Source organism: Paenirhodobacter populi, assembly GCF_004022215.1.
In the GTDB taxonomy this organism is placed as follows: Bacteria; Pseudomonadota; Alphaproteobacteria; order Rhodobacterales; family Rhodobacteraceae; genus Rhodobacter; species Rhodobacter populi.
Genome location: NZ_SAUZ01000011.1, coordinates 114,133 through 139,546 on the forward strand (window position 1 = coordinate 114,133; position 25,414 = coordinate 139,546).

At 67.9% G+C, this 25,414-nt stretch carries 29 protein-coding genes; 10 read left to right on the forward strand and 19 right to left on the reverse strand.

The features are described 5' to 3' along the window. Positions 1-176: 176 nt before the first annotated feature. The 6 genes from D2T30_RS10665 to D2T30_RS10690 all read right to left on the reverse strand — a co-directional run bounded on the left by D2T30_RS10665 (position 177) and on the right by D2T30_RS10690 (position 5,412). Positions 177-785, reverse strand: coding sequence for a nicotinate-nucleotide adenylyltransferase (locus tag D2T30_RS10665; RefSeq protein WP_128208860.1), 609 nt, complete (start codon positions 783-785; stop codon positions 177-179). An 85-nt stretch (positions 786-870) separates the two neighbouring features. Then, complete coding sequence (locus D2T30_RS10670) at positions 871-1,908, reverse strand: GGDEF domain-containing protein (RefSeq protein ID WP_128208861.1); 1,038 nt, start codon at positions 1,906-1,908, stop codon at positions 871-873. Beyond that, on the reverse strand, positions 1,905-2,498 hold the full coding sequence (locus D2T30_RS10675; RefSeq protein ID WP_128208862.1) for a heme NO-binding domain-containing protein: 594 nt from the start codon (positions 2,496-2,498) through the stop codon (positions 1,905-1,907). Before D2T30_RS10675 ends, D2T30_RS10670 begins: the two co-directional genes overlap by 4 nt. A 76-nt stretch (positions 2,499-2,574) precedes the next feature. After that, positions 2,575-4,308, reverse strand: coding sequence for a DUF4153 domain-containing protein (locus D2T30_RS10680; protein ID WP_128182446.1), 1,734 nt, complete (start codon positions 4,306-4,308; stop codon positions 2,575-2,577). Between the two features lie 96 nt (positions 4,309-4,404). Further along, positions 4,405-5,124, reverse strand: a complete 720-nt coding sequence (locus D2T30_RS10685; RefSeq protein ID WP_128208863.1) for an HAD family hydrolase — start codon at positions 5,122-5,124, stop codon at positions 4,405-4,407. Positions 5,125-5,133: 9 nt separating this feature from the next. Next, positions 5,134-5,412, reverse strand: coding sequence for a DUF3572 domain-containing protein (locus D2T30_RS10690; RefSeq protein WP_128208864.1), 279 nt, complete (start codon positions 5,410-5,412; stop codon positions 5,134-5,136). Positions 5,413-5,526: 114 nt separating this feature from the next. Between D2T30_RS10690 and D2T30_RS10695 the strand changes: the two genes are divergently transcribed. Then, positions 5,527-6,912 (forward strand): diguanylate cyclase domain-containing protein, encoded by a 1,386-nt coding sequence (locus D2T30_RS10695; protein ID WP_128208865.1) that lies wholly within the window; start codon positions 5,527-5,529, stop codon positions 6,910-6,912. Between the two features lie 274 nt (positions 6,913-7,186). Here D2T30_RS10695 and D2T30_RS10700 read toward each other — a convergent pair whose 3' ends face one another. From D2T30_RS10700 to D2T30_RS10715, 4 genes are all read right to left on the reverse strand, one after another. Beyond that, positions 7,187-7,654, reverse strand: a complete 468-nt coding sequence (locus D2T30_RS10700) for a periplasmic heavy metal sensor (RefSeq protein WP_164884282.1) — start codon at positions 7,652-7,654, stop codon at positions 7,187-7,189. A gap of 30 nt (positions 7,655-7,684) precedes the next feature. Continuing rightward, on the reverse strand, positions 7,685-8,047 hold the full coding sequence (locus D2T30_RS10705; protein WP_128208867.1) for a hypothetical protein: 363 nt from the start codon (positions 8,045-8,047) through the stop codon (positions 7,685-7,687). Continuing rightward, on the reverse strand, positions 8,040-8,624 hold the full coding sequence (locus tag D2T30_RS10710; protein ID WP_128208868.1) for an RNA polymerase sigma factor: 585 nt from the start codon (positions 8,622-8,624) through the stop codon (positions 8,040-8,042). The genes D2T30_RS10705 and D2T30_RS10710 overlap by 8 nt, the downstream gene beginning before the upstream one ends. A 71-nt stretch (positions 8,625-8,695) precedes the next feature. Beyond that, positions 8,696-9,367 carry an EF-hand domain-containing protein gene (locus D2T30_RS10715; protein ID WP_206612913.1) on the reverse strand — a complete coding sequence of 224 codons (672 nt, stop codon included), beginning with the start codon at positions 9,365-9,367 and terminating at the stop codon, positions 8,696-8,698. A gap of 155 nt (positions 9,368-9,522) precedes the next feature. On the opposite strand from D2T30_RS10715, the gene D2T30_RS10720 reads away from it, so the two are divergent. Next, a complete protein-coding gene (locus D2T30_RS10720; protein ID WP_128208869.1) occupies positions 9,523-10,173 on the forward strand; it encodes an NUDIX domain-containing protein in 651 nt (216 codons plus the stop codon). Here D2T30_RS10720 and D2T30_RS10725 read toward each other — a convergent pair. The 9 genes from D2T30_RS10725 to D2T30_RS10765 all read right to left on the reverse strand — a co-directional run bounded on the left by D2T30_RS10725 (position 10,170) and on the right by D2T30_RS10765 (position 17,056). Further along, positions 10,170-10,670 carry a lipocalin family protein gene (locus D2T30_RS10725; RefSeq protein WP_128208870.1) on the reverse strand — a complete coding sequence of 167 codons (501 nt, stop codon included), beginning with the start codon at positions 10,668-10,670 and terminating at the stop codon, positions 10,170-10,172. The two genes, D2T30_RS10720 and D2T30_RS10725, sit on opposite strands and share 4 nt — an antisense overlap. Positions 10,671-10,700: 30 nt before the next feature. Next, positions 10,701-11,741 carry an aldo/keto reductase gene (locus tag D2T30_RS10730; protein ID WP_128208871.1) on the reverse strand — a complete coding sequence of 347 codons (1,041 nt, stop codon included), beginning with the start codon at positions 11,739-11,741 and terminating at the stop codon, positions 10,701-10,703. Between the two features lie 74 nt (positions 11,742-11,815). Continuing rightward, positions 11,816-12,964, reverse strand: a complete 1,149-nt coding sequence (locus tag D2T30_RS10735) for a CaiB/BaiF CoA transferase family protein (RefSeq protein ID WP_128208872.1) — start codon at positions 12,962-12,964, stop codon at positions 11,816-11,818. Positions 12,965-13,030: 66 nt separating this feature from the next. Then, positions 13,031-13,984 carry a 3-hydroxyacyl-CoA dehydrogenase NAD-binding domain-containing protein gene (locus D2T30_RS10740; RefSeq protein WP_128208873.1) on the reverse strand — a complete coding sequence of 318 codons (954 nt, stop codon included), beginning with the start codon at positions 13,982-13,984 and terminating at the stop codon, positions 13,031-13,033. A 91-nt stretch (positions 13,985-14,075) separates the two neighbouring features. Then, the gene (locus D2T30_RS10745) at positions 14,076-14,633 is read right to left on the reverse strand and encodes an NADPH-dependent FMN reductase (RefSeq protein ID WP_128208874.1); all 558 of its coding nucleotides are present in this window, start codon (positions 14,631-14,633) and stop codon (positions 14,076-14,078) included. Positions 14,634-14,662: 29 nt separating this feature from the next. Beyond that, a complete protein-coding gene (locus D2T30_RS10750) occupies positions 14,663-15,196 on the reverse strand; it encodes a VIT1/CCC1 transporter family protein (RefSeq protein WP_206612914.1) in 534 nt (177 codons plus the stop codon). Positions 15,197-15,312: 116 nt separating this feature from the next. After that, positions 15,313-16,167: a hypothetical protein gene (locus tag D2T30_RS10755; RefSeq protein ID WP_128208875.1), complete on the reverse strand. Its 855-nt coding sequence runs from the start codon at positions 16,165-16,167 to the stop codon at positions 15,313-15,315. A 246-nt stretch (positions 16,168-16,413) separates the two neighbouring features. After that, positions 16,414-16,626: a hypothetical protein gene (locus D2T30_RS10760; protein ID WP_128208876.1), complete on the reverse strand. Its 213-nt coding sequence runs from the start codon at positions 16,624-16,626 to the stop codon at positions 16,414-16,416. A gap of 124 nt (positions 16,627-16,750) precedes the next feature. Then, entirely contained in the window at positions 16,751-17,056 is a 306-nt protein-coding gene (locus D2T30_RS10765) for a hypothetical protein (RefSeq protein ID WP_128182478.1), read from the reverse strand. Between the two features lie 132 nt (positions 17,057-17,188). Here D2T30_RS10765 and pyrC point away from each other — a divergent pair, with 132 nt between their 5' ends. The 8 genes from pyrC (at position 17,189) to D2T30_RS10805 (ending at position 25,401) form a co-directional block, all read left to right on the forward strand. Further along, a complete protein-coding gene (gene pyrC / locus D2T30_RS10770) occupies positions 17,189-18,229 on the forward strand; it encodes a dihydroorotase (RefSeq protein ID WP_128208877.1) in 1,041 nt (346 codons plus the stop codon). Positions 18,230-18,232: 3 nt separating this feature from the next. After that, complete coding sequence (locus D2T30_RS10775) at positions 18,233-18,910, forward strand: orotate phosphoribosyltransferase (RefSeq protein ID WP_128208878.1); 678 nt, start codon at positions 18,233-18,235, stop codon at positions 18,908-18,910. A 212-nt stretch (positions 18,911-19,122) separates the two neighbouring features. Then, a complete protein-coding gene (locus tag D2T30_RS10780) occupies positions 19,123-20,619 on the forward strand; it encodes a replicative DNA helicase (RefSeq protein WP_128208879.1) in 1,497 nt (498 codons plus the stop codon). A 60-nt stretch (positions 20,620-20,679) separates the two neighbouring features. Then, the gene (gene alr / locus D2T30_RS10785) at positions 20,680-21,729 is read left to right on the forward strand and encodes an alanine racemase (RefSeq protein WP_128208880.1); all 1,050 of its coding nucleotides are present in this window, start codon (positions 20,680-20,682) and stop codon (positions 21,727-21,729) included. Further along, complete coding sequence (locus D2T30_RS10790; RefSeq protein ID WP_128182488.1) at positions 21,726-22,505, forward strand: MlaE family ABC transporter permease; 780 nt, start codon at positions 21,726-21,728, stop codon at positions 22,503-22,505. The genes alr and D2T30_RS10790 overlap by 4 nt, the downstream gene beginning before the upstream one ends. After that, on the forward strand, positions 22,502-23,248 hold the full coding sequence (locus D2T30_RS10795; protein WP_128182490.1) for an ABC transporter ATP-binding protein: 747 nt from the start codon (positions 22,502-22,504) through the stop codon (positions 23,246-23,248). Before D2T30_RS10790 ends, D2T30_RS10795 begins: the two co-directional genes overlap by 4 nt. Before the next feature lie 164 nt (positions 23,249-23,412). Continuing rightward, complete coding sequence (gene radA, locus D2T30_RS10800; protein WP_128208881.1) at positions 23,413-24,780, forward strand: DNA repair protein RadA; 1,368 nt, start codon at positions 23,413-23,415, stop codon at positions 24,778-24,780. 27 nt (positions 24,781-24,807) lie between these two features. Continuing rightward, positions 24,808-25,401, forward strand: a complete 594-nt coding sequence (locus tag D2T30_RS10805; protein ID WP_128182494.1) for a CvpA family protein — start codon at positions 24,808-24,810, stop codon at positions 25,399-25,401. Positions 25,402-25,414 lie beyond the last annotated feature (13 nt).

The window sequence follows — 25,414 nt, forward strand, 5'->3', positions numbered from 1 at the left end:
GCCATGTCAGTCTGCGGCAGGGTGGTTAAGGATATGTTTCGGGATCAAAGCCACCGCGACGCGGGGCTGAGAGGGCGCAAGGGGGCCAGCCCCCTCGCCGGCGGAGCCGGCTCACCCCCGGGATATTTATGGAAAAACGACGGCAGGAAGGCGCTCGGAATGCCGAGGCGGGGCCTTCAGATCCGGCCGTGCCAGCCGCCGTTCGCCCGGATCGCCGAGGAGGAAAGGTCCGACATCGGGATCTGCACGAAGCACCATGCGGGCAGCAGCGCCTCGGGCAGGCGCTTCGCCTGTGCGGCATCGAGCCGCGCTGAGGCATAGATCCGCGCCGCACGCGCATGGCGGACCGCGAGCTGCGCACCCGGCCGCGCCAGCACGCCCACCGGCACCATCTGCATGATCGCCCGCCAGTTGTCCCAGCGGTCGAATTGCAGCAGATTGTCCGCCCCCATCAGCCAGACGAAATGCACGCCGGGATAGAGCGCCAGCAGCCGGCGCAGGGTCTGCGCGGTGTAGCGTGTGCCCAGGCGCGCCTCGACATCGGTGATGACCACGCGCGGGTCGGGCATGATGCGGCGCGCCTCGGCGATGCGCTCGGCCATCGGCGCCGGGCCCTGCGCCTTCAGCGGATTGCCGGGCGACAGCATCCACCACACCCGGTCAAGCCCGAAGCGGCGCATCGCCTCGCGGGTGATATGGGCATGCCCTTCGTGGGCGGGATCGAACGATCCACCCAGGATGCCGATCCGCATCCCCCGATACGCAATGGGAAATCCCTCTCTCATGCCGGAGCCCTAGCCGATCGTTCGCGGTCTTGGAAGGTGGAATGTGATGCAGCCGCGTCTCGGCAGGCCGCCGCCGCCGGGGTGGCTAGCCAGCCCCGATTTCCCCTGCCATGACGCAGCGCCCCCGGCCGCCGCGCTTGGCGGCGTAAAGCGCGCGGTCCGCCGCCTCCATCAGCCGCTGCGTTTGCTGGCCGTGATCCGCCGTTTCCTCGATCGGGAGGGAGACGGCGATCCCGATCGAGGCGGAGATCTGGCAGGTCTTGCCCTCGAACGTATAGGGCTGTTCGAGCCGGTGGATCAGCCGTTCCCCCAGCCGGCGCAGGGCCGCCTCGTCCGTGCCGCCGCGCAGCAGCAGCAGGAATTCGTCCCCCCCGGTGCGCGCCACGATATCGCCGCGCCGCAGTTCCCGCGTCAGCCGCTGCGCGACGATCATCAGCACATGATCCCCGGCGGCATGGCCCAAGGTGTCGTTGACCTGCTTGAAATAGTCGAGGTCGAGATGCGCCACCGCGAAGGCCGACCCGCCCTGCGCCAGCGCGGCCATTTCGGCGTCGATCGCCTGATCCAGTCCGCGCCGGTTCGCCAGCCCGGTCAGCGGATCGCTCAGCGCCTGCGCCTCGGCGGTGCGGCGCGCCATTTCCAGCCGGCTGGTCAGCGCCCCAAGCTCGCCCAGCACCGCCACATTCGCCTCGGCCATGTAAAGCAACTCGATCGCCATGTCGGAGGCGGCGAAATCCGTTTCCGTCAGATCGAAGGCCCGCACCGCCTCGGCCAGATGGATGCCGAAGGTCAGGTTGATCAGCACGCGCCCTTCCCCCAGCTCGACCGAGCTGCCGCGCAGGACGATTTCCGGCCGCGCCCGCAGGACGAGATGCAGCCGCCGCCGTGTTCCCGCCACGCGATCCGGGCTGTCGCCTTCCTCCGTCTGCGCCACGCGCAGGGTGAAATGGCTGGTGAGCAGCGCGCCCAGAGCCGCCTCCCCCCCAAGGATCTTCTTCATCGTGGGGCCGAGCGCGTCGATCCGGCCCTGCGCGTCGCAGATCAGGAACATCGGCATCAGCCGGCCGAGAGCGTCGGCGCTCAGCACGACGGACCCCTGTGGCGTGGCGGCGGGCGGCGTCATGCCGCGCCCCGGGATCGCGGGGCCGTCAGGGCGAAGCCCCTGTCGGTGTTGAACTCGGGATCGAGCAGCAGGACCTGCACGCGCTCGGCCCCATGACCGGCCAGTTCCTGATCCTCGATCAGCGCGAGCGCACCATAATCATCCGCCATGGCGCGCAGCAGTCCTGCTGTAACCGCTCCCCATCCGCATATCGCTCCTCGTACCTCGAACAGGAACCGGCCACCGCATTGCCGTATCAAGAACAGGGAGGGCAATTCCAGATCGCCAAGCGCCATCCTGCCCCGGTCCTGCAGTTCGTTCAGAGAAAACAGGAATTCACAATAGTCGACTCCGCCGAAGCGCAACAGCCGCCGCACGGTGTCGAAGGTGACAAGATGGGCACCGATATCCTCAAGCAGCGCGTTCCGCGGGCGGTCCAGCACCGCACAGGCGGCGTCGATCAGATGTTCGGTCAGGGAATCGTCATAACGCAGCATCGCCTCGAATCCTTCGACGCCGATGCCCGCGCGATGCGCCACCTGTGCCCAGAGGGCAGATCCGTAATTGTCGCGTAAAAATGCCTGCACGGATTTGTTGATGAGCCCATACATCCCGACAATACCCTATTGGATCAATCCTCGCAGGGTACGGTTCGAGCGTTAATGAAACAGAAATCACCCCTGGAAATCAGGGGAGGATCGTCAATTGCCGAGATCCCAGCGGCAGAGCCTGCAATTCGGCCGGCGCGGTGGCACCACCGCCCGCCACCAGCGCGTCGATCAGCGCCCCCCCGGAAGGCGGCACCCCCGCGCCCAGAAAGACCGGCCGCGCCCCGATCCAGCGCGCCCCGCGTTCCTGAAAGGCGAGGACGGTCCCGAACCCCTCCTGCCGCAGGAACAGCGCGTCACGCCCCGGCCGGCGCGGGTCGAAATCCCCCACGACCGCCAGACAGGCCGGGTTGCCCCCGGCCGTGCGCTGCATGCAGCCCTGCGCCCAGTCGGCCTCGGAGGCGCGCGCGATCGCCGTCAGCAGCCCGTCGGGCAATGTCTCGCCCGCCGGCAGGACGGGGATGACACCGCGCAGTTCCTCGGCCCGGGCGGCGATCGAGGGCTGTCCCTCGGCCGCCGCGTCGCCCCGGCTCTGCGCCCGGTCGAGCACGGCCAGACGCCGCGCCAGCGCCTCTTCGCCCGGCCGGTCCGCCCTTTGCCGCAACCGCGCCACGGCGCGTTCACCCGGCCGGCCCCATTCATGGGCGAATTCCCACACCGGCAGCCGGTCCGCCGGCAGGCGCCCGTCGGCATAGCGCGCCATCTGCGAGCGCACCGACAGCGCCTCGGCGGACAGCAGCGGCGTCAGCCACAGCGCCCCCACGGCGATCACCACCAGCGCCATGCCGATATTCGCCCGCCGCAGCCGCGCGCGCCAGTCCGCCCCGCGCAACACCGCCCCCGCATAGCACAATGCGTAACCGCCGATCAACGCGATCATCGCCGCCGTGCCGATCCGCGGCGGGGTCCAGCCAAGCGCCCCCACGCGCAGCGACAGCGCCCAGCCCGCCAGTGCCACCAGCACCGGCAGCAGCAACGCCAGCCCGCGCGCCGACCATGTCAGGATCCGGCCCCGCGCCGCTTCCTCGTCATTCTCGTCCACCGCGATCGTCACCAGCAGGATCGAGGCCAGCGCCGTCGCCACCAATATCCCCGCCGGAGAGATATAGCCGAACAGATGGCCAAGCCCGCTCGCCGGCAGGACCGCGACGAAGACCACCTCGACCAGCAGCACCAGCGGCAGCAAAAGCCGCGCCAGCCGCAGCAGCAGATAGGGCGAGATCATGTCCGGCAGTTCCGTCACCACCGCCAGCGCCAGCCCCGTCGCAGCCCCGCTGACCAGCCAGACCACCGGCGCGCGGGTCAGGAAACGCCCCACCGCCTCGATCCCCACCAGTTCCAGCAGCGACCACAGCAGCCACAGCACCAGCCACAGCACCGCGACGAACAGCCACGCCGCCGCATAGCGCACGACGAGGTTCCAGCTTTCGCTGAACAGGCAGGCGTAATCCTTCCAGCCGTCGCGGCCCTTCTTCGCCAGCGCGATGGCGAAGGGCACGGGCAGCACCATCACCACGGCCAGCGCCACCGCGATATGGCCGGTGCGCAGCATCTGTTCGACATCGGCGAAGCGATGCGACGCCAGCAGCGTCAGGGCCGCCGCCGGCACCGCGATGGCCAGCGCGGCGATCAGCGCCCGGCGCAGGCCCAGCTCGCCCAGCATGCCGAGCGTGCCGCCAAAAAACGACAATGCCAGCACCGCCACCGCGGCGAAGGCCCGGGTTTCCTGCACGGTGAAGGGAAGCTCCGACAATTGCCAGAAGGCGATCCCGGCCAGCAGGCCCAGAAGGATGAATTGCAGTCTGCGCGCCATCGGATCCTCCGTTGGACAGTCGGCTTCGGCCCCAACTAGCCCCGGGATCGCCCGAATGCCAGTCTTTCGCACCTCGTCGGCGCAGAGGGCGCGGGATCAGGCGGGCTTCCGAAACACCCGCGCGCCGGAATCGAGCCAGCCCGGAAGGCCGCCGATATCGGGCAGAACCACATCCGCGGCCGGTGCCAGCACCGATTGCGTCGCGGGGCCGGTCAGCACCCCCACCGCCCGCATGCCGGCCGCGCGCGCCGCCGCCAGATCATGCAGGCTGTCGCCCACCATGGCGATCCGCGCGGGCGCGATCCCCACCGCATGGGCGAAGGCCAGCAATTGCCCCGGCTCCGGCTTCGCCCCGTATCCGCTGTCATAGCCCGCGATGAAATCGAACAGGCCCGCCACGCCGGCGCCATGCAGATGGGCCCGCGCGCCCGCTTCGGAATCGTTGGTGACAAGGCCAAGCGGCAGTCCGCGCGCGCGCAGACCGCCAAGGCAGGCGGGCAGATCGACCGCCGGCGTCTGCGGCGCGTCGCAGGACAGCCGGTTCAGTTCATCCGCAAGCTGATCCACCCCGAAATGCGGCAACAGGGGTTGAAGAAGATGCGCCACCTCGCCCGTCGTGCCGGCAATAACCAGCGAATCCGGCGCGAAACGCTGCGCGACCGGATCGTAGCGCATCGCCCGCGCCAGCCGGTCCGCCAATGCGCTATCCCCCCCGGCCAGCGTGTCCAGCGTCGCCGCCGCCCAGCCCCCCCAGGTTTTCTGGAAATCGAAAAGCGTGCCATCCTTGTCGAAGATGACCGCCGAAATATCCGTCATGCGCGCCTCTCAGGTCCAGTGCATCCGATCGTGCCCGCCCAGAACGGCCCGGGCCAGCCCGATCTCCTGCGGAGGCTGCCCCGCCGCCGCGGCCGCCGCAAGCACCCAGTCGTCGCTTTGCAGCACGAAATCGAGGACCGAGATCAGGAAGGCCGGTTTTTCCGCCCCCGCCCGCACGTCATCGAGGCTCGCCCCCGTCGCGCCAAGAAAGGCGCCGAAGATTTCATCCTCCGACGCGAGCCATCCCAGAACCTTCAACCCCGTCACCTGAGCGGAATCCCGCCGCATCGCCTGTCCCTGCCCTCTTCGCGCCACTTCCTGCCCAATTTGAGCAAGAGTTTATTAACTAATTGGTCCGAAACATAACCCTATTCGCATGTCAGTTGAAGGAGTGCAGGCGTCGTGGCCGGGAAAATCCTGATCGTTGATGACGTCGCCACGACCCGCATCGTGCTGAAGTCGCGACTCGCCCGGGCGAGCTATACCGTGCTTCTGGCGCGCTGCGGGGTGGAGGCGCTGCGCCTGATCCGTGATGAACAGCCGGATCTGGTGCTGCTCGCCGCGCAGCTTCTGGATTGCGACGGGTTCGACATGTGCCGGCGCCTGCGCGCCCTGCCCGGCTTTGCCGATCTGCCGATCATCATGACCTCGGCGCAGGCGGATCTCGCGCTGGTGCGCGATGCGCTTCAGGCCGGGGCGGACGATCTCATCCCCCATCCCTGCGACGAGACGGATCTGCTGGCGCGGGTGCGCACGCTCATGCGCACCCGCGACGCCGGCCGCGACCTGCTGGTCGAGGAGGATTTCGGCCTTGCCGAAGCCGGGGCGGCCTTCGCCCATCCGGGGCGGATCGGCATCGTCACCGCCGATCGCGAAACCGCGCTGAGCTGGAAGGTGACGCTTGGCCGGCATCTTCCGGGGGATACGCTGCTTGCCCTCGCCCCCGAAGAGGCGCTGGCCGCCGCCTCCGCCGCGAACTGCCCCGAGGCCTTCCTGATCGCCGCCGACCTGCGCCACCGCAACGAAGGGCTGCGCCTGATGTCGGATCTGCGCGCGCGGACCGGCGCCCGCCACGCGGCGATCTGCATCGCCCTGCCGTCCGAACGTCCCAGCCGGGTGTCGGCGGCTTTCGACCTCGGTGCGGATGACCTGCTGGTCGGGCCGGTCCACCGGCCGCTGATGGCGGAACAGGCGGCGCTGCGTCTGCGTCGGCTGATCGCGAAGAAACGTTCCTCGGACCGGCGCCGGGAAAACCTGCGCACCGGGCTGCGGCTGGCCGTCACCGATCCGCTCACCGGGCTGCACAACCGCCGCTACGCGATGCCGCAGCTGCTGCGCATGGCGGACCGGGCGCGGCGGCTTGGCCAGACCTTCGCAGTGATGGTTCTGGATCTGGACCGTTTCAAGGCGATCAATGACACCTGGGGGCATCTGGCCGGGGATACCGTGCTGATCGAGGTTGGCCAGCGCCTGTGCCGCAGTCTCGGCCCCGGCGATCTTCTGGCCCGGATCGGCGGCGAGGAATTCCTGATCGCCATGCCCGACACCACTCTGGCGGCGGCAAGCCGTATCGCCGACCAGATCTGCGAAACCATCCGCGCGCGGCCGGTGGTCCTTGGCGGCAGCAATGGGGTCATCCCCGTCACCGCCTCGATCGGTCTGGCGATCGGCGGCGACAGCGCCGACACCTCGATCGAGGAACTGATCGACCGCGCCGATCACGCGCTGCTGGATTCCAAGGCCGACGGGCGCAATCAGGTCACGGTCTTTCGCCGCACCGCGGCCTGATCCGGGTGTCTGACGCCGTTCAAAACCCGGCCGCAGCGCGGACAGGTCCTGATGCGATCGCTGCTGTTGGCGTCAGATCGCCCCGGGGCCGCTGCGCGCGCGGACGGGTCGCAGGGGGCGCCGCCCCCTTCGGGCCGCTGGCCCGGCGCGGCCACGGGCCGCGCGTTCGCCGGGGGCGGTCTTCCACCGGAAGACCGCCCTCTCCCGGCTCACCCCCCGGGATATTTATGGAAACACGAAAGGGAAAGGGCGCGCCCGGCGGAACTGAAACGCTCTAATCGCCCTGCCCGGGCGACGGGGCGCGGGACAGGAGCCGGTCGAAGCGCGCCCGCAGTTTTGCCGCATAGGCCTGGCGTTCCTCCGGGCTCATCGCCGAAAGCCGGTCGATCATCACCTTTTCGCCCAGTTCGGCGCGCCGCTCGGTCCGGACCCGCATCTCGGCCAGCGACTGTTTCACCCGGTCGGGATCCCAGGGCTCCGCCGTCAGCGCGGCCAGCAGCGCCTGCATGTCCTGCCGCAGGCTGTCGCGCATCATGCCCAGATCCGCGCCGGCTTTTTCCGCCTCGCGCATCATCGCGGCCCGATCCTCGCGCGAAAACGCGCTGCCGAGCGGGCCGAGCGCCATGTCCGGCGGTTGCGGCGGGCGCGGCGGGGATTGGCGGTCCAGCCCCAGATAGCCGCCGACCGCCACCCCGACGACCAGAACATTGACCGCCAGCGACGCAATCAGAAGCATTTTCATGGATTTGCCCATCGAACCGTCCGTCATCCCCTATTGTGCCGCCAGAACCAGAATATCGCTGTCTGCGAGGAACGAAGAGCCTGCGTCCGCCTCGACCAGACCCGCCGCGCTGTCCGTCACGGGCAGCAGGCGTTCCACCCCCGCGAAGCCGATCCAGAGCCCGGCCACCGCCGCCGTCGCCAGCCCGCCGACCGCCTTCCAGCCGCCAAGCAGCGCAAGCCAGCCGGTGAACCGCCCGCCCGCCGCGCGCCGCTGCGGCCGGGCGGGCAGCGCCGCCTCGGCCTCGTTCATCAGGACCGTCAGAAAGGCCGGCTCCGGCACCGGGGCCGCGTCGCGCGCCGCCGCGAAGAACCGCTCAAGCATCCGGTCGTCGTCCGTGCGTTTGTCAGTCATGGCCATACCCCAGTTCCTCGCGCCGGTCCCGCAGCAGGGCCGCCAGCGCCCGCTTGCCGCGCGATGTCAGACTTTCTACGGCTTCGACGCCAATTTCCATCGCTGCGGCGATCTCCGGATTCGACATTCCCTCCAGATGGCGCAGCACCACCGCCTGCCGTTGCCGCGCCGGCAGTTGCGCCAACGCCAGATCAAGCGCCCGCGCCCGGTCCGTCTCGATCATCCGTTCCAGCGCCGAGGCCGTCTCGTCCGGCACCTCCGGCGCCTCGTCCAGACCCACGCCCCGACGCCGCCGCAGCCGGTCCGTCGCCAGATTGGTCACCACCCGGTAAAGCCAGGTCGAAACCTTTGCCTCGCCCCGCCGCCAGTCGGGGGCGATCTTCCACAGCCGCAGCAAGGCTTCCTGCGTCAGATCCTCTGCCTCCGCCCGGTCGCCCAGCATCCGCAGCGCGACCCGGTAGGCCAGCGGCCCGAGCCGCAGCGTCAGCGCGCGCGCGGCCCGCCCGTCCCCCTTGCCATAGAGGATCAGCAAAGTCTCGTCCGAGACATCGTCGCGCGCGTCAAAGGCCATATCCATTCCGTCCCGGTCTTACCCCGAGGAAGATCGGCATGCAAACCCGGCCCCGCGAAAGGGGCCGGGCCGGCATCTCAGTTCGCGTCACCCTCGGCGGGCGGCGCGGGCGGGGCATCCGCCGGCGCGGGCCGGTTGCCCGGCTTGCCGGCGGACCCGTGATCCGCCCCGTGGCCCGGCCCCTGCCGGCCGGCCTGCTGCTGTCCGCGGTCGCCCGGACGCCCCTTCGGCCCCTGCGCCTGCATGCGCGGCATCATCCGCTCGTGCATGGCGCGCATTTCCTCGCGCGTCACAACCCCGTCGCCATCGGCGTCAAGCCGCTCGAACATCCGTTCCGGCACCGGCGGCATGGCGAGTTCGGCGGCCGACAGCAGCCCGTCGCCGTCGACATCCAGCGCCTGGATCCGGGCCTGCACCCGGGCCTCGATCCGCGGACGAAGGCGCTCGATCTCGGCGTTGACCATCTCCTCGGCGCTCAGCTTGCCGTCGCCGTTCGCATCCAGCGCAGCGGCCTCGGCCCGGCGCTTTTCCTGAATCTCGGCCAGCGAGACGCGGCCATCGCCATCCGCGTCGAAGCGGTTCAGATCGAATGCCGGCCAGCCGCGTGCGGGGCCGGGACGCGCACCGGGTTGCGAGGCCCCGGCCTCGGCCTCGGGCGCGGGCGGCGGCGCCTCTTGCGCCAGCGCCGGAATGGCGGTCGTCAGTGCCAGAAATCCAGCCAGAAGCGTCGGCCTGATCGTCGGTTTCATGTCTGCTCTCCTCTGTCCTCACGGCGCCTTGGCCGCGGATGCAGGAAGAACGCGCCGCGCCGGGGGATCCGTCGCGCCCTCTCGCGACCGTGAAGGCGCATATCCGTTGCACACCCCCGGCCCGCCCGGATAGAGATCGGATCGGGGAGGTGCCGATGATCCGTGATGCCGCATCAATCGTCGTGGTCCGCCACGACCGGCCCGAAGGGCCTGCCGTGCTGCTTGGCCGTCGCGCGGCGCGGGCCGCCTTCATGCCGTCGAAATTCGTCTTTCCGGGCGGCGCCGTGGATGCGGCCGACGCGCGGGTGCCGCTGGCCGCGCCGCCGGGCGGCGACAGCCTGCGCCGGCTGGGCGCGATGGCGCCCGCGCTGGCCGCCGCGGCGATCCGCGAATTGTGGGAGGAAACCGGCCTGATCCTTGGCCGTCGCGGCGCCTGGCCCGATCCACCCGCCGGCTGGCAAGGTTTCGCCGCCGCCGGTTCGCGGCCGGACGCGGCGGGGCTGCGCTTCATCTTTCGCGCCATCACGCCGCCCGGCGCGCCGCGCCGGTTCGACGCGCGGTTCTTTCTGGCCGATGCGGGGCTGCTGTGCTGCGACCCGGACGACCTGTCCCGCGCGGATGGCGAACTGTCGCCCCTGCAATGGATGCCCCTCAGCCGCGCACGTCAGCTCGACCTGCCGTTCATCACCGAACTGGTGCTGGCCGAGGCGCTGGCGCTGTCGGCCGAAGGCCCGGCGCGGGAGCCATCCTCGGTGCCGTTTCTGGATACGCGCGGGTCGGGCGTGGTTCTGGAACGGCTCCGTTAACGGGTGATCCGGCGGACGTCATATCCATTGAAATCAAGCACTTCGCGTGCGGCGTTCATCAGGTCTCCGCGCGGCGGCAGGCTGCGCGACAGGACCATGCCGAAATATCCGGACGGCGTGCCCAGAACGGCGACGCGGTAATCCTGATCCATCCAGAGCACCCAGACCGGCTCACGCCCAAAGGCGCTGTCGGGGGTGAAGCGCGCGCCCGGCCCGGTCAGCGCCACGCGCCCGCTTGCCGTCGCCGCACGCCCGCCGGAACAATCGGTTCCCGACAGTCGCCAGCCCTGCCCGTCCTGAACCCAGTCCTGCCGCGCCCCGGCGCAGCCCGGAACGCCGCTCGCCGCGACATACCATGTGCCCGCGAACCGCGCCGGATCGAACAGCACCGCCGAGGAGATCCATCCCTTCGGATCGCGCAGCGCCACCGGCTCGGGCGCGGGTTTCTGCCCGCAGGCCGCAAGCGCCAGAACGGCGGCCCAGATCAATCGACGCATGTGATGTCCTTTGTATGGGCCGCCGGGGGATCAGAACGGCATGGGATGGTCGCGGTGGACCTGATCAATCGCCTCCAGCACCGGCTGCGGCAGGTCGAATCCCGCCGCGTCGAGCGATTTTTCCAGCTGCGCGCAGGATGTCGCCCCGATGATCGGGATGATCGGAAAGGGCCGCGTCCGCAGCCAGGCGATGGCCATGGTCACCGGGTCGATCCCGGCCTCGCGCGCGATGGCGACATAACGGTCGGCGATCTCGAAGGCGCGCGGCCGCGCCCGTCCGCCCAGATCGGGCGTGCGCGACATGCGCGAGCCCGCAGGCACCGCGCCGCCAGAATATTTCCCGCTCAGCATCCCGGCGGCAAGGGGCGTATAGGCCAGCAGCGTGACCTTTTCCTGCTGGCCCAGCTCGGCCAGATCGGTGTCGTAAAGGCGGCACATCAGCGAATATTCGTTCTGGATCGATACCGCACGCGGCCCCGGCCCGGCCAGACGCAGCCATTCCGCCATGCCCCAGGTGGTTTCGTTCGACAGGCCGAAATGGCGGATCTTGCCCTCGGCCACCAGATCGGCCAGCACGGCGAGGCAGGCGGCCATGTCCTCCTCGACCTCGGCTTTCGAGGGCTGCTTGCGCGGATCGAAATCCCAATTCTGGCGGAAGGAATAGCTGCCGCGCTGCGGCCAGTGGAATTGGTAGAGATCGACGTAATCCGTCCGCAGCCTGCGCAACGAGGCTTCGAGCGCGCGGCGGATCGAGGCGGGCGTGATCCCCTCGCCGTCGCGCACCTGCCTGCGCCCCTCGCCGGTGATCTTCGTCGCCAGAACGAAGGCATCCCGCCGGCCCGTCTTGGCGATCCAGCTGCCGATATAATCCTCGGTCAGGCCGATGGTTTCGGCGCTGACGGGGTTGGTGGGATACATTTCCGCCGTGTCGATGAAGTCGATGCCGCGGCCGAGCGCGAGGTCGATCTGGGCATGGGCCTCGGCCTCGGTGTTCTGCGTGCCCCATGTCATCGTGCCGAGGCAAAGCTCCGAAACCATCACTCCGCTGCCGCCCAATTCGCGCTTTTCCATATCGGTCCCCTGTCGTGTCGGCGCGACCCTGCCACAGAGCGGGGCGGCGGAAAAGCCCCGATCCTGCCCCAACGTCAGTCGGCACGAAAGGCCCATCGACCGGCGCCAAGCGCGGGCGCCGCCGTTCCGGTCGCCAGCGGGCTGCGCGAAAAGCGGATGGGCGTGCGCAGCGCGGCGATCCCCTCGGGCGCGATGCGCATGCCGCGCGCCGTCACCTGCGGATCGGCCAGCGCCTCGGCCAGATCGTTGATCGGCCCGCCCGGAACGCCCGCGGCCTCCATCGCGGCGATCAGCTCGGCCTTCGGGCGCAGCGCGGTGCGGGCGGCGATGCGGGCGCAGATCTCGTCTCGGTTGAGCACCCGCGCGGGATTGGTGGCGAAAGCCGGGTCATCCGCTTCTTCCATCTGAAGAAGGGCGCACAAATCCCTGAACTGTCGATCATTTCCGCAGGCGATGATGAAATGGCCGTCAGAAGCCGGAAAGACCGAATAGGGCACGATCGAGGGATGCGCATTCCCCATCCGATGCGGCACCCGCCCGCCCAGCAGGTAGTTCATCGCCTGATTGGCAAGCGCGCCCACCCCGCAATCGAAGAGCGACAGATCGACATGCTGCCCGAGGCCCGAGCGCGCCCGTTCCGCCAGCGCCGCCTGCACCCCGATCACGCCGTAAAGCCCGGTCAGGATGTCGATCCACGCAACACCGATCTTTTCCGGCGGGCCATCCGGTTCACCCGTCAGATCCATGATCCCGCACAACCCTTGGATCAGAAAGTCATATCCCGGCTGCGCCGCGCGCGGCCCCGTCTGCCCGAAACCGGTGACCGAGACATAGACCAGCCCCGGATGCCGCGCCGAAAGGCTTGCGTAGTCCAGCCCGTAGCGCCTGAGACCACCGACCTTGAAATTCTCGACCAGAACATCAGCTTTGGCGATTAGTGCCTTGAGATTGCTCAAATCTTCCGGGTTTGAGAAATCGCACAGGACCGAGGTCTTGCCCCGGTTCGCCGCGTGGAAATAGGCCGCCACACGTTCCGTCGTCCCATCCGGGCGCGGCCTGTCGATGAAGGGCGGACCCCAGCGGCGGGTGTCGTCGCCCTCGGGCGCCTCGACCTTGATCACCTCCGCCCCCAGATCGGCCAGCGTCTGCCCGATCCACGGCCCCGCCAGAATCCGCGCAAGCTCCACCACACGAAGCCCCTTGAGGGGCGCATCCTCGTTCATTCCGTCCTCCCGTTTCCTCCCCCACACTCTAGCGCGGCGGAAACGGGAGGCGAGGCCTTTTGCGGATCAGTCGAGCTTGTCTTCCGCCAGCGCCTTCAGCCGGCGCAGCAGCGCATGATCGCGGTGGTCGAGCGCGGCCTTGAAGCTGTCCTCGTCCATCTTCGGAAAGGCGTCGATCAGCACCTTCTTCGCCCGGTCGTCCAGCTTCGGCGCCCCCAGATCGTCCCACCAGTCCTGCACCGCCGGGCCGAGATGTTCGAGGAAATGCGCCATACCGCCGATGCCGCCCGCAAGGTTGAACACCGCGCATTGCCCCATGATCGACCAGCGCTGCCCCGGCCCTTCGGCCAGCGCGAGGTCGATGTCCTTGACCGAGGCCACGCCCTCCAGCGCCAGATAGACCGCCTCGCGCAGGATCGCGCCCTGCAGCCGGTTGGCGATATGGCCGGTGACTTCCTTGTGCAGCCGCACCGGGGTCTTGCCGATGGCGCGGTAGAAGGCCGTCGCATCCTCCACCACCTGTTCCGAGGTCTGCCCGCCCGGCACGATCTCCACCAGCGGCACCAGATGCGGTGGGTTGAACGGATGCCCGACGACCAGCCGTTCTGGATGCGTCATCCCGGCCTGCAATTCGCTCGGCATGATGCCCGAGGTCGAAGAGGCGATGATCACATCGTCGCGCAGTGCCGATTCGAGTTTGGCATAGGTGTCGCGCTTAATCTCGATCCGTTCGGGGGCGTTTTCCTGCACGAAATCGGCGCCCGTCGCCGCCTCGGCCGGATCGGCGTGGAAGGTCAGCCGGGCCAGCGCCTCTTCCGCGGTCTGATCGCCATGACGCCCGAGCACCTCGAGCGACGGCCATGCCTGCCCGACCGCAGCGCGCAGACGCTCCTCCGCGCCCGGCGCCGGGTCCGAGGCGCGCACCGCCTTGCCCGCGCCCAGGAACAGCGCCGTCCAGCTTGCGCCGATGGTGCCGGTGCCGATCACCGCGATGGTGCGGATCGCATTGATATCCGTCATGTCTTTCCTCCTGAAACCAAAGACGCGCCCGCAGGGGGCGCGCCGTCACGGTTATGCCCGCCCCGATCCGGGGCGCAAGCGCATCGCTGCGTCAGCGCAGCACGGCCAGAGCCGAGGCCCAACGCGCAAGCTCGCTGATCATCAGCTTCGCGCTGTCTTCATGCACCTTTTCGGCATTGAACTTGCCGTCCGCCAGATGATTGAAGACCATCGGGATCGTCACCTGTTCGTTGATCGGCATGACGTTGAGCGTGGTCAGCAGCGTCTTGGCCGTCTGCACCGACCGCAGCCCCCCCGAGACGCCGCCATAGCTGACGAAGCCCGCGGGCTTGTAGTTCCATTCGCTGTAGAGGTAATCCACCGCGTTCACGAAGGCCGGCGGCATGGTGTAGTTGTATTCCGGCAGCACGAAGACGAAGGCGTCCGAACTGTCGACGATCGCGCTCCATTTCTTCGTGTGCTCGTGCTGGTATTTCTTCGCCTTGGGGTGGTTCGGTTCGTCGATGATCGGCAGCGCGACCTCGGCCAGATCGGTGAATTCGATGTCGAATCCCGCCGCGTTCTGGCGGGCAAAGTCGGTGAACCAGTCCGCCACGGGCTTGCCGTTGCGTCCCGGGCGCGTGCTGGTAAGGATCACGTTCAGTTTCATGGGAAGGACTCCTGATTGCGACCGGGGGGTTAACTGCTGGCCCCCATCTGGCCCAGCCAGACCCCGATCATGAAAACGATGGCACCACCGAAGATAACCTGAACGATGGTCTTGCCCAGCTTTCCGCCCATGAAACGGTGGCGGATCCAGGCGATGGCGATCAGTTCGACCACCACGACCGCATAGGCGATGTTCAGCGCCGTATCGCGATCCGGGATCAGGAAGGGCAGCGTGTGCAGCATCCCGCCAAGCGCCGTCGCCCCCCCGGTGATCGCGCCGCGCTTGACCGGCCGGCCGCGCCCGGTGATGGATCCGTCGTCCGACAGCGCCTCGGACAGCCCCATCGAGATCCCGGCCCCGAGCGAGGCCGCGAGCCCGACGAGAAAGGCGGAAAAGGTGGTCGAGGCGATGCCCGCCGCCGCGAAGATCGGCGCCAGCGTGGACACCGAACCGTCCATCAGCCCAAGGAGCGCGGGCTGCACCTCCTGCAACACCACCGCCCGGCGCGATGCGGCATCACCCTGATTTTCCGGCGGCTTTTCCTGCGACTGGCTTTCGGTCATGGTTCCCTGCGTCCCGCGCGACACGGGATAGTGAATACTCGGACTCCGCCGTTGCCAAGGCGAATCTTCCACAGCGACGAAATTTTCGGCGATTTCCGCAAGATCGGCGGCGCAGTTCAGGGACGGGCAAGCTGGCGGATATCTCGCGGCTCGATCTCCCCCAGAAGGTTGAGCCCGCGTTCATCCGCCGCCTCGGCCAGCGACAGCAGCACCTCGCGCAGGCGGGGGCTGCGGATCAGTTCGGCAAGGCTGAAATACTGCGCAAGCGTCGCGTGCCCCGCATCGCGCGCCAGCATGTTGTAATGCGGCGGAAGCCGGGTGAACCCCGCACCCGCCCGCGCCGCCAATACGCCAAGCGCAAGCTGATCGGCCTCCGCCGGCACGTCATCGCCGCCGATCTTCGCGGCAAGGAATTCCGCCGCCACCCGCCCCCATTGGCCGCGCAGCGCCGCGCCGCGCGAAAACAGCACCACGCCGGAATTGCAGGTCTCGAAACCGACGCCATCGCCGTCGGCCGCCACGGGAATGCCGAACCGTCGGGCCGCGAATGTGGTCAGCGCGCGGGCGGTGTCGCCCTCGAACAGGGTCCGGCGAAAGGTGCGGCACGCCGAAAACCCGCCCGCCGGATCGGGCAGATCCGCCAGATCGGTCCGTTGCAGGAACAGGCAGTTGGGGTTCAGCAGCAGCACCCGGCCCGTGTCATATTCCGCCGCGGCCGCATCGACCTTCAGCAGCGCCCCGATATTGTGCCGAAACAGCAGGGGCGTGGGGATCGCGCGTCGCTCGACCTCCATCTCGTCGAGGAAATCGAGCGTCTCTGGCGCCGGCGGCGTGGCGTGAAGCGGCGCGATGGCCACGATCCGCACCCCGCCGGGCAGGAACATGCGGGCGGAAAAGCTCAGGATCCGCGCCATCAGGCTGCCGGCGCCGGGTCTCAGCGGAAAGACAAGGGTCAGATCTTCGGCATTCAAGGGCGTGGTTCCGGCAAGGATCTCTCACCCCGCTATAGCGCCGCGGGACCCGCGAACCAAGCCCGCCCCGCGCCCGCTCAGGCCTTCACGCATTTCAGGATCCCCGAACGCCCCTTCTTCTTTTCGTGTTTCCATAAATATCCCGGGGGTGAGCGCGGAACGCGCGAGGGGGCTGGCCCCCTGCCCGCCATCCGTTCGCACCCCGGATCCGGGCTTTGAAACCCGTTCTCAATAACAAGTCCGTTCTCAGTAACAGAAGCGGTTGCCCAGAACCGACCCGGCGATACCGCCGCGCCTCAGCCCCATCTGCGCCAGTTCCGCATCGCTCAGCGCCGAAAGCCGGTCGATTTCCCGCAACTGCGGTTCGCGGTCGGGCTTTCGTCCGAAAACACCGCTCATCCGCGCCGCGAAATCCAGCCGCGCAGTCTTGTCTTCAGAAGTCGATAGTGTCGTGAACATCGTCGAAACCTCCTGAGATCAAACGTCGGGTCAGGTTCCTCCCACGTTCTCAGGATGCGTCAGCTTCGCTGCCATATCCAATGCGCATTGCGCATGTCGGATATGCGCCGAAATCATGCCAAGGTCAGCAGGCATAAGCCTTGGCCGAAACCACATAGACCGCCGCCCCCGGATCGACCTGATCGAAGACCACGGTATTCGCGCCGTCGCGCCGCGCGCTTTCCAGCAGCTGGTTGCGCGAATATTTCACCCCCTGATCGCCGAGAATCGGGCCATAGACGCTTGGCTTGACGGAAACGTTCTCGATGAACCGGCAGGCACCGACCTCATCGGCCGAGGCGACGCGCACGGCGCTGCTGCCGCGGAACCCCGGATCGTTGCATCCGGCCAACAAGGCAAAGGCGATGACGGGCGACAGGACGGCTTTCATGACAGATCTCCACTTCCGGGTCGGGCCAGATTGCCAAATGCCGCGGGCGGCGACAATCCCCCGGCCGGAATCCGGCCTGAATCCGCAACGGGCCCACTGGATTCGCACCCCGTCCCGGTGTAGGCGAAACGCATGACCCAGATCACCGTTCCCCGCCCCGACGACTGGCACCTGCATCTGCGCGACGGCGCCATGCTGCAAGGCATCGTGCCGGAAACCACGCGCCATTTCGCCCGCGCGATCATCATGCCAAATCTCGTGCCGCCGGTCGTCACCGGCGCCGAGGCCGCCGCCTACCGCGACCGCATCCTTGCCGCCCTGCCCGAGGGCGCGGATTTCACCCCGCTGATGACGCTCTATCTGACCGAGGAGACGGACCCCGCCGATGTGGCCGCCGCCCATGCCTCGGGTCTGGTGAAGGCGGTGAAGCTCTATCCGGCGGGGGCCACGACCAATTCCGCCTCGGGCGTGCGCGATTTCGCGCGGGTCGCGGGGGTTCTGGAAAAGATGGCCGAGATCGGCCTGCCGCTCTGCGTGCATGGCGAGGTCACCGATCCGGCCGTGGACATCTTCGACCGCGAGGCGGTGTTCATCGACACCGTGCTGGACCCGCTGCGCCGCCGCACGCCGGGGCTGCGCGTGGTGATGGAACATGTCACCACCAAGAACGGCGTGGATTACGTGGCCGCGCAGGGCGACGACATGGGGGCGACGATCACCACCCATCACCTGATCATCAACCGCAACCATATCCTCGTCGGCGGGATCAAGCCGCATTACTACTGCCTGCCCGTGGCGAAGCGCGAAGAACACCGTCTGGCGCTGGTCGCCGCGGCGACCTCTGGCGACGGGCATTTCTTCCTCGGCACCGACTCGGCCCCCCATGCGGACCCCGCCAAGGAATGCGCCTGCGGCTGCGCGGGCTGCTTCACCGCGACGAACACGATGGCGCTCCTCGCCCATGTGTTCGAGCGCGAGGGCAAGCTCGAGAACCTCGCGAAATTCGCGTCCGAGAACGGCCCCGCCTTCTATCGGCTGCCGGTGAACGCGGGCACGCTGGTGCTTGAAAAGACCGATACCCCCGCCGAATGGCCCGCAAAGATCGTCACCGGCGCGGGGCCGGTCACCGTCTTCGATCCGGGCTTCCCGGTCTACTGGCATGTGAAAGGCTGATCCATGATCCCCAGTTCCTACCCCACCAAGGAAGAGATCGCCCGCCTGACGGCGCGGATGCTTCTGGAAATCAAGGCGGTGCATTTCAACGCCGAGGACCCCTTCATCCTTGCCTCCGGCCTGCCGAGCCCGACCTATATCGACTGCCGCAAGCTGATCTCCTACCCGCGCATCCGTTCGACGCTGATGGATTTCCTGTCGGTGACGGTGCTGCGCGAGGCGGGCTTCGAGGCCTTCGACAACATCGCCGGCGGCGAGACGGCGGGCATCCCCTTCGCCGCGATGGTCGCGGAACGGCTGGCGCTGCCGATGACCTATGTGCGCAAGAAACCCAAGGGCTACGGTCGCAACGCCCGGATCGAGGGCGCCATGACCGAAGGCCAGCGGGTGCTGCTGGTCGAGGATCTGACGACCGATGGCGGCTCGAAGCTCAGCTTCGTCGATGCGATCCGCGAGACGGGGGCCAGCTGCGCCCATACGGCGGTGATCTTCTACTACGGCATCTTCCCGGAAACGGTCGGCAAGCTGCAGGACCACGGGGTCGAGCTGCATTACCTCTGCACCTGGTGGGACGTTCTGGCCGAGGCCCGTGCCCAGGGCGCCTTCGACGACAAGACCCTGAACGAGGTCGGCGCCTTCCTCGAAGCGCCCCGCGCCTGGCAGGACGCCCGCAAGAAGTGATTTCCGGGGACAACCCTGTGGACAGGTTGTGGATCAACCTGTCCGCGACTCGGCGGGCCTCGCACCGCATCGCAATCCGTGGTAGGATTGCGCCAGACAACCACAAGAAAAGCCGCAAGTGACGCCCGAAAGGGCCGGTTATCCACAAAGATTTCCCCGTTGGGATTTCTGTCCTGATCGGTTATCCGGGCGCCTCATGGCATGAGGCAGAGATGAACGAAACGACCGCGATCCGCGACGCGCAGGACACCCCCGCCGAGCCCGAGGGCGACGCCCTGCCCCACAACATCGAGGCCGAGCAACAGCTGCTGGGCGCGATTCTGACCAACAACGACATTTACGACCGCATCGCCGCGGTGGTGAAGCCCGAGCATTTCTTCGAACCCGTCCACCGCACGATCTTTGAAACCGCGATCGCGCGGATCCAGAAGAACGCGCTGGCCTCGCCGGTGACGATCAAGGCTTACCTTGAGGACGATCAGGGGCTTCAGGCGCTTGGCGGCGCGGCCTATCTCGCGCGGCTGGCGGGGGCGGCGATTTCGTCCTACGCGGCGCGCGACTATGCGCAGATGATCCATGACCTCGCGCTGCGGCGTGAGTTGATCCGGCTGGGGAAGGACCTGTCCTCGGCCGCGCAGAAGGTCGAGGTGGGGCTGGAACCCGACGAGCTGATCGTGCGGACCGAAGGCGCGCTCTACAAGCTGGCCGAAACCGGCACCGCGGAAAAGGGCTTCGTCAGCTTCCTCAAGGCGGTGACCGAGGCGGTGCATTCCGCCAACGCCGCCTATCAGCGCGAGGGCGGGCTCGCCGGTGTCTCCACCGGGCTGACCGATCTGAACAAGAAGCTCGGCGGGCTGCATCCTTCGGACCTTCTGATCCTTGCGGGGCGTCCGTCGATGGGGAAGACCTCGCTTGCCACCAACATCGCCTTCAACATCGCCAAGGCCTACAAGCGCGGCCTGCGCCATGACGGGACCGAGGGCGCGGTCGAAGGCGGCGTCGTCGGGTTCTTCTCGCTCGAAATGTCGGCGGAGCAATTGGCGGCGCGCGTCCTGTCGGAGGCGTCCGAGGTGCCCTCGGAACAGATCCGCCGCGGCGACATGACCGAGGGCGAGTTCCGCCGCTTCGTCGAGGCGGCGAAGGCGCTCGAAACCTGCCCGCTTTACATCGACGACACGCCCGCCCTGCCGATCAGTCAGGTGGCCGCGCGCTGCCGCCGGCTGAAGCGCACGCATGGGCTGGACGTGGTGTTCGTCGACTACCTGCAACTGCTGCGCGGCACCGGGCGGACCGACAACCGCGTGCAGGAAATCGGCGAGATCTCGATGGGCCTCAAGGCGATCGCCAAGGAACTGAACATCCCCGTGGTCGCGCTGTCGCAGCTGTCGCGGACCGTCGAGAGCCGCGAGGACAAGCGCCCGCAGCTGTCGGACCTGCGCGAATCCGGCTCGATCGAGCAGGATGCCGATGTTGTGATGTTCGTCTACCGCGACGAATATTACCATGAACGGATGAAACCGCAGGAAGACGACCCGAAATTCGCCGAATGGATGCAGAAGGCCGAACGTGTCCACGGCAAGGCCGAAGTGATCCTCGGCAAGCAGCGCCACGGGCCGATCGGCACCGTCGAGTTGGCGTTTGAAAGCCGCTTCACCCGCTTCTCCGATCTCGCCAAAGCCTGGCAGGGGGATGGTCCGGACGGGTTCTGACCCCGCCCCCTCCCCCCGAATGTGCTTGACCTTCCCCTCCCCAAGTCCAAGAAATCGCTCATGGCTACTGCATCCCTCCGCATCGACCTCGATGCCATCCTTTCGAACTGGCGCGCCCTCGACGCGCTGAGCGGCCCGCAAACGGAATCGGGCGCCGTCGTCAAGGCGGACAGCTACAGCCTGGGCGCCGCGCGCGTGGCGCCGGTGCTGGCGCGGGCGGGCTGCCGCAAGTTCTTCGTCGCCTGCGCCGAGGAAGGCGCCGACATCCGGCAGGCCGTGGGTGAGGCGCCCGAGATCTATATCTTCGGCGGCCATGCGGCGGGCGACAGCGACATGATCGGTGATCTGAACCTGATCCCGCTGCTGAATTCGCCCGAACAGCTCAACCGCCATTTCGAGGCGCTGCCGGGCAAGCCCTTCGGCATCCAGCTCGACACCGGGATGAACCGTCTGGGGTTCGAGGCCGACGACTGGTTCAAGGCCGCGCCCGCCGTGCTCCATGCCGGGCCGAAGCTGATCATGAGCCATCTGTTCTGCGCCGACACGCCCGAACATCCGGCGAACCTCGCGCAGCTCACCGAATTCCGCCGCATGACCGAGGGGATGAATGTTCCCCGTTCTCTGGCGGCGACGGGGGGGATCCTGCTGGGCAAGGACTACCATTTCGACGTGACGCGCCCCGGCATGGGCATGTATGGCGGTCTGCCCTTCGCCGAGGCGAAGCCCGTCGTCACCCTGACCCTGCCGGTGTTGCAAGTGCGCGACGTGCATCCGGGCGAGACGGTCGGCTATTCCGCCGCCTGGACGGCCGAAGTGCCGAGCCGCGTCGCCACCGTCGCCGCTGGCTACGCCGACGGCCTGTCGCGCCGGCTCGGCAATGCCGCGCAGGTCTGGTTCGGCGACGTGCCCTGCCCGGTGATCGGCCGCGTCTCGATGGACCTGATCACCGTCGACATCACCCATCTGGACGACACGCCGCGGGAATTCGACCTGCTCGGGCCGCGTCAGGGCGTCGATGCCGTGGGCGAGGTGATCGGCACCATCGGCTATGAGGTGATGACCTCGCTCGGCCATCGCTATGAACGTCACTATGTCGGGGGTGCTTCGTGATCGGACGATTTTTCGCCACGATCGGGCGCTTCGTGCTCGACGGGCTGGCGGGTGCGGGCAGCATCGCGCTTTTCGCGCTGAACATCCTGTCGCATCTGGTCCGCCCGCCCTTCTACTGGCGGGAATTCCTGCAATCGGTGCTGCAGATCGGTTGGCTGTCGCTGCCGGTCGTCGGGCTGACGGCGGTGTTCACCGGCGCGGCGCTGGCGCTGCAGATCTATGCGGGCGGGGCGCGGTTCTCGGCGGAATCGGTGGTGCCGTCGATCGTCGCCATCGGCATGACGCGCGAGCTTGGCCCGGTTCTGGGCGGGCTGATGGTCGCGGCGCGGGTGGCATCGTCCATCGCGGCGGAAATCGGCACGATGAAGGTGACGGAGCAGGTCGACGCGCTGGTCACCCTGTCCACCGATCCGACGAAATACCTTGCGGTGCCGCGGGTGCTGGCGGCCGTCGTCTCGGTGCCGTTCCTTGTCGGCATCGGCGACATCATCGGCATCATGGGCGGCTGGCTCGTGGGGACGGAACGGCTCGGCTTCAACTCGGCCACCTATCTCAAGAACACCTGGGCCTATCTGGAATTCTGGGACGTGGGATCGGGCCTCGTCAAAGGTGCGGTTTTCGGCTTCGTCATCGCGGTGATGGGCTGCTACTACGGGATGAATTCGGATCGCGGCGCGCAGGGCGTGGGCCGGGCGACGAAAACCGCTGTGGTCGCCGCCTCGGTGCTGATCCTCGCCACCAACTATCTGCTGACGGAGGTGTTCTTCTCCTCATGATCGAGATCGAGGGCCTGAAGAAATCCTTCGGCAAGAAGGTCGTCCTGCGGGATGTGAACCTGAAGGTGGCCAAGGGCGAAAGCCTTGTGGTGATCGGCGGTTCGGGCACCGGCAAATCGGTGCTGCTGAAATGCGTGCTCGGGCTGGTCCGGCCCGACGGCGGAAAGATCCGGATCGACGGCAAGCCCGTGGACGGCGCGGAACGCGAGGCCTTCCTTGCCCGCTTCGGCATGTTGTTTCAGGGCGGCGCGCTGTTCGACAGCATGACGGTCTGGCAGAATGTCGGCTTCCGCCTGCTGCGCGGCTCGACCCGCCGGCCGAAGGACGAGGCGCGCGCCATCGCGCTCGACAAATTGCGCCGCGTCGGTCTGGGCCCCGAGGTCGCGGACCTTTACCCGGCCGAGCTGTCGGGCGGCATGCAAAAGCGCGTCGGCCTTGCCCGCGCCATCGCCACCGATCCGGCGGTGATCTTCTTCGACGAGCCGACGACGGGGCTCGACCCGATCATGGCGGGGGTGATCAACGATCTGATCCGCTCGATCGTCACCGAAATGGGCGCGACGGCGATCACCATCACGCATGACATGATCTCGGTCCGGGCGATCGCCGACAAGGTGGCGATGCTGCATGAAGGCCGCGTCCACTGGCACGGCACGGTGGCCGAGATGGACACGACAGACGACCCTTACGTGGACCAGTTCATTCACGGGCGCGCCAAGGGTCCGATCACCGCGCTGAGGTAAGCCGCGCAGGGGGCCAGCCCCCTCGCCCGTTCCGGGCTCACCCCCGGGATATTTAGAGAAAGATGAAAGCAATGCCTGTTTTCGTGTTTCCATAAATATCCCGGGGTGTGGGGCAGCGCCCCACTCCGCACCCGCTCACAGGGGCAGACAGCCGAAAGCAGACGATGGCCAAGACATCCGCCCAGTTCATCTGTTCCGCCTGCGGCGCCGTCCATCGCAAATGGTCGGGGCGCTGCGATGCCTGCGGCGCCTGGAACACGATCGTCGAGGAGGCGCCGCTCAGCGCCGGCCCCGCCAGCCGCACGCTCGGCGCGGCGAAGGGCAAGGTCATCACGCTGACGACGCTGGCGACGCAGGAAACACCACCGCCCCGCGCGCTGTCGGGCATGGCGGAATTCGACCGGGTGCTGGGCGGCGGGCTGGTGCCCGCCTCGGCGATCCTCGTGGGCGGCGATCCGGGGATCGGCAAATCCACGCTGCTGTTGCAGGCCGTCGCGGCCTTCGCCCGCAAAGGGTTGAAATGCCTCTACATCTCGGGCGAGGAAGCGGCCGAGCAGGTGCGGATGCGCGCCCGCAGGCTGGGGCTGGCGGATGCGCCGGTGGGTCTGGGCGCGGAAACCAACCTGCGCGACATCCTGACGACGATGGACAGCGAACGCCCCGATCTCGTGGTGATCGATTCGATCCAGACCGTCTGGGCGGATATGGTCGAGGCCGCGCCCGGCTCGGTCAGTCAGGTCCGCGCCGCCGCGCATGAACTGGTGACCTTCGCCAAGACCCGCGGGGTGTCCGTCGTCCTCGTCGGCCATGTCACCAAGGAAGGCCAGCTTGCCGGGCCGCGCGTGGTCGAACACATGGTCGATACGGTGCTTTATTTCGAGGGCGAGCGCGGCCACCAGTTCCGCATCCTGCGCGCGGTGAAGAACCGCTTCGGCCCGGCCTCGGAGATCGGCGTGTTTGAAATGACCGGCGCGGGGCTGGCCGAGGTCGCCAATCCCTCCGCCCTGTTCCTGTCCGAACGCGGCGAGGCGGCGCCGGGATCGGCCGTCTTCGCGGGGATCGAGGGCACGCGCCCGGTGCTGACGGAAATCCAGGCGCTGGTCGCGCCCTCGACATTGGCCTCGCCCCGGCGGACGGTGGTGGGGCTCGACTCGGGGCGGATCTCGACGATCCTTGCCGTGCTCGAAAGCCGCTGCGGGATTCCCTTCACCGGGCTCGACGTCTTTCTGAACGTCGCGGGGGGCATGAAGGTCAGCGAACCGGCCGCCGATCTGGCGGCGGCGGCGGCGCTGCTGAGCGCGCGCGAGGACGTTGCCCTGCCCGCCGATATGGTGATTTTCGGAGAAATCTCGCTCTCTGCCGCGCTTCGGCCGGTCGGTCAGGCGGAAAACAGGTTGAAAGAGGCGGCGAAACTTGGTTTCACACAGGCGATCGCGCCCCGGGGAACCAAGGTCGAAGGGGGCGGCGGAATGCGGCTGCGCAAGTTGCCCGATCTCGTGACTTTTGTTGGGGACATGTTCGGCGCCGGATAACACGGACCGAGAGGCAGCGCGGGGATCATGGAAGGCTTTACCATCGTTGACGCCATCGTGGCGGTCGTCATCATCCTGTCGGCGATCCTCGCCTACAGCCGGGGGTTCGTGCGCGAGGGGCTGGCCATCGTCGGCTGGATCGCGGCTGCGGTCGTGGCGTTCATGTTCGCCTCCGCCGCGCGGCCGCTGATCGCGCAGCTGCCCTTCGTCAACAAGTTCCTCGGCGAGAGCTGCGAACTGGCGACGATCGGCGGATTCGCCGCGGTCTTCGCGCTGGCGCTGGTGGTCTTTTCGATCATCACGCCGCTCTTCGCCTCGGTGGTGCAGCGCTCGGCGCTTGGCGGGGTGGATCAGGCGCTCGGCTTCCTGTTCGGCGCGCTGCGGGGGATCATCCTGATCGCGGTGGCCTTCGTGGTCTACGACCGGCTGATGGCGGACGAGGCGGTCCCCGTCGTCGATCAGTCCCGTTCGGCGCAGATCTTCGCCAATTTCAGCAACAGGCTTGAACAATCCGTGCCGACCGATGCGCCGGGCTGGATCGTCGCGCGGTATGAACAGCTCGTCTCCTCCTGCCCGGCGCCGAACGCGCCGGTCGACGCCACGACCCCCGTGCAGGAGTGATCGGCCCATCCGG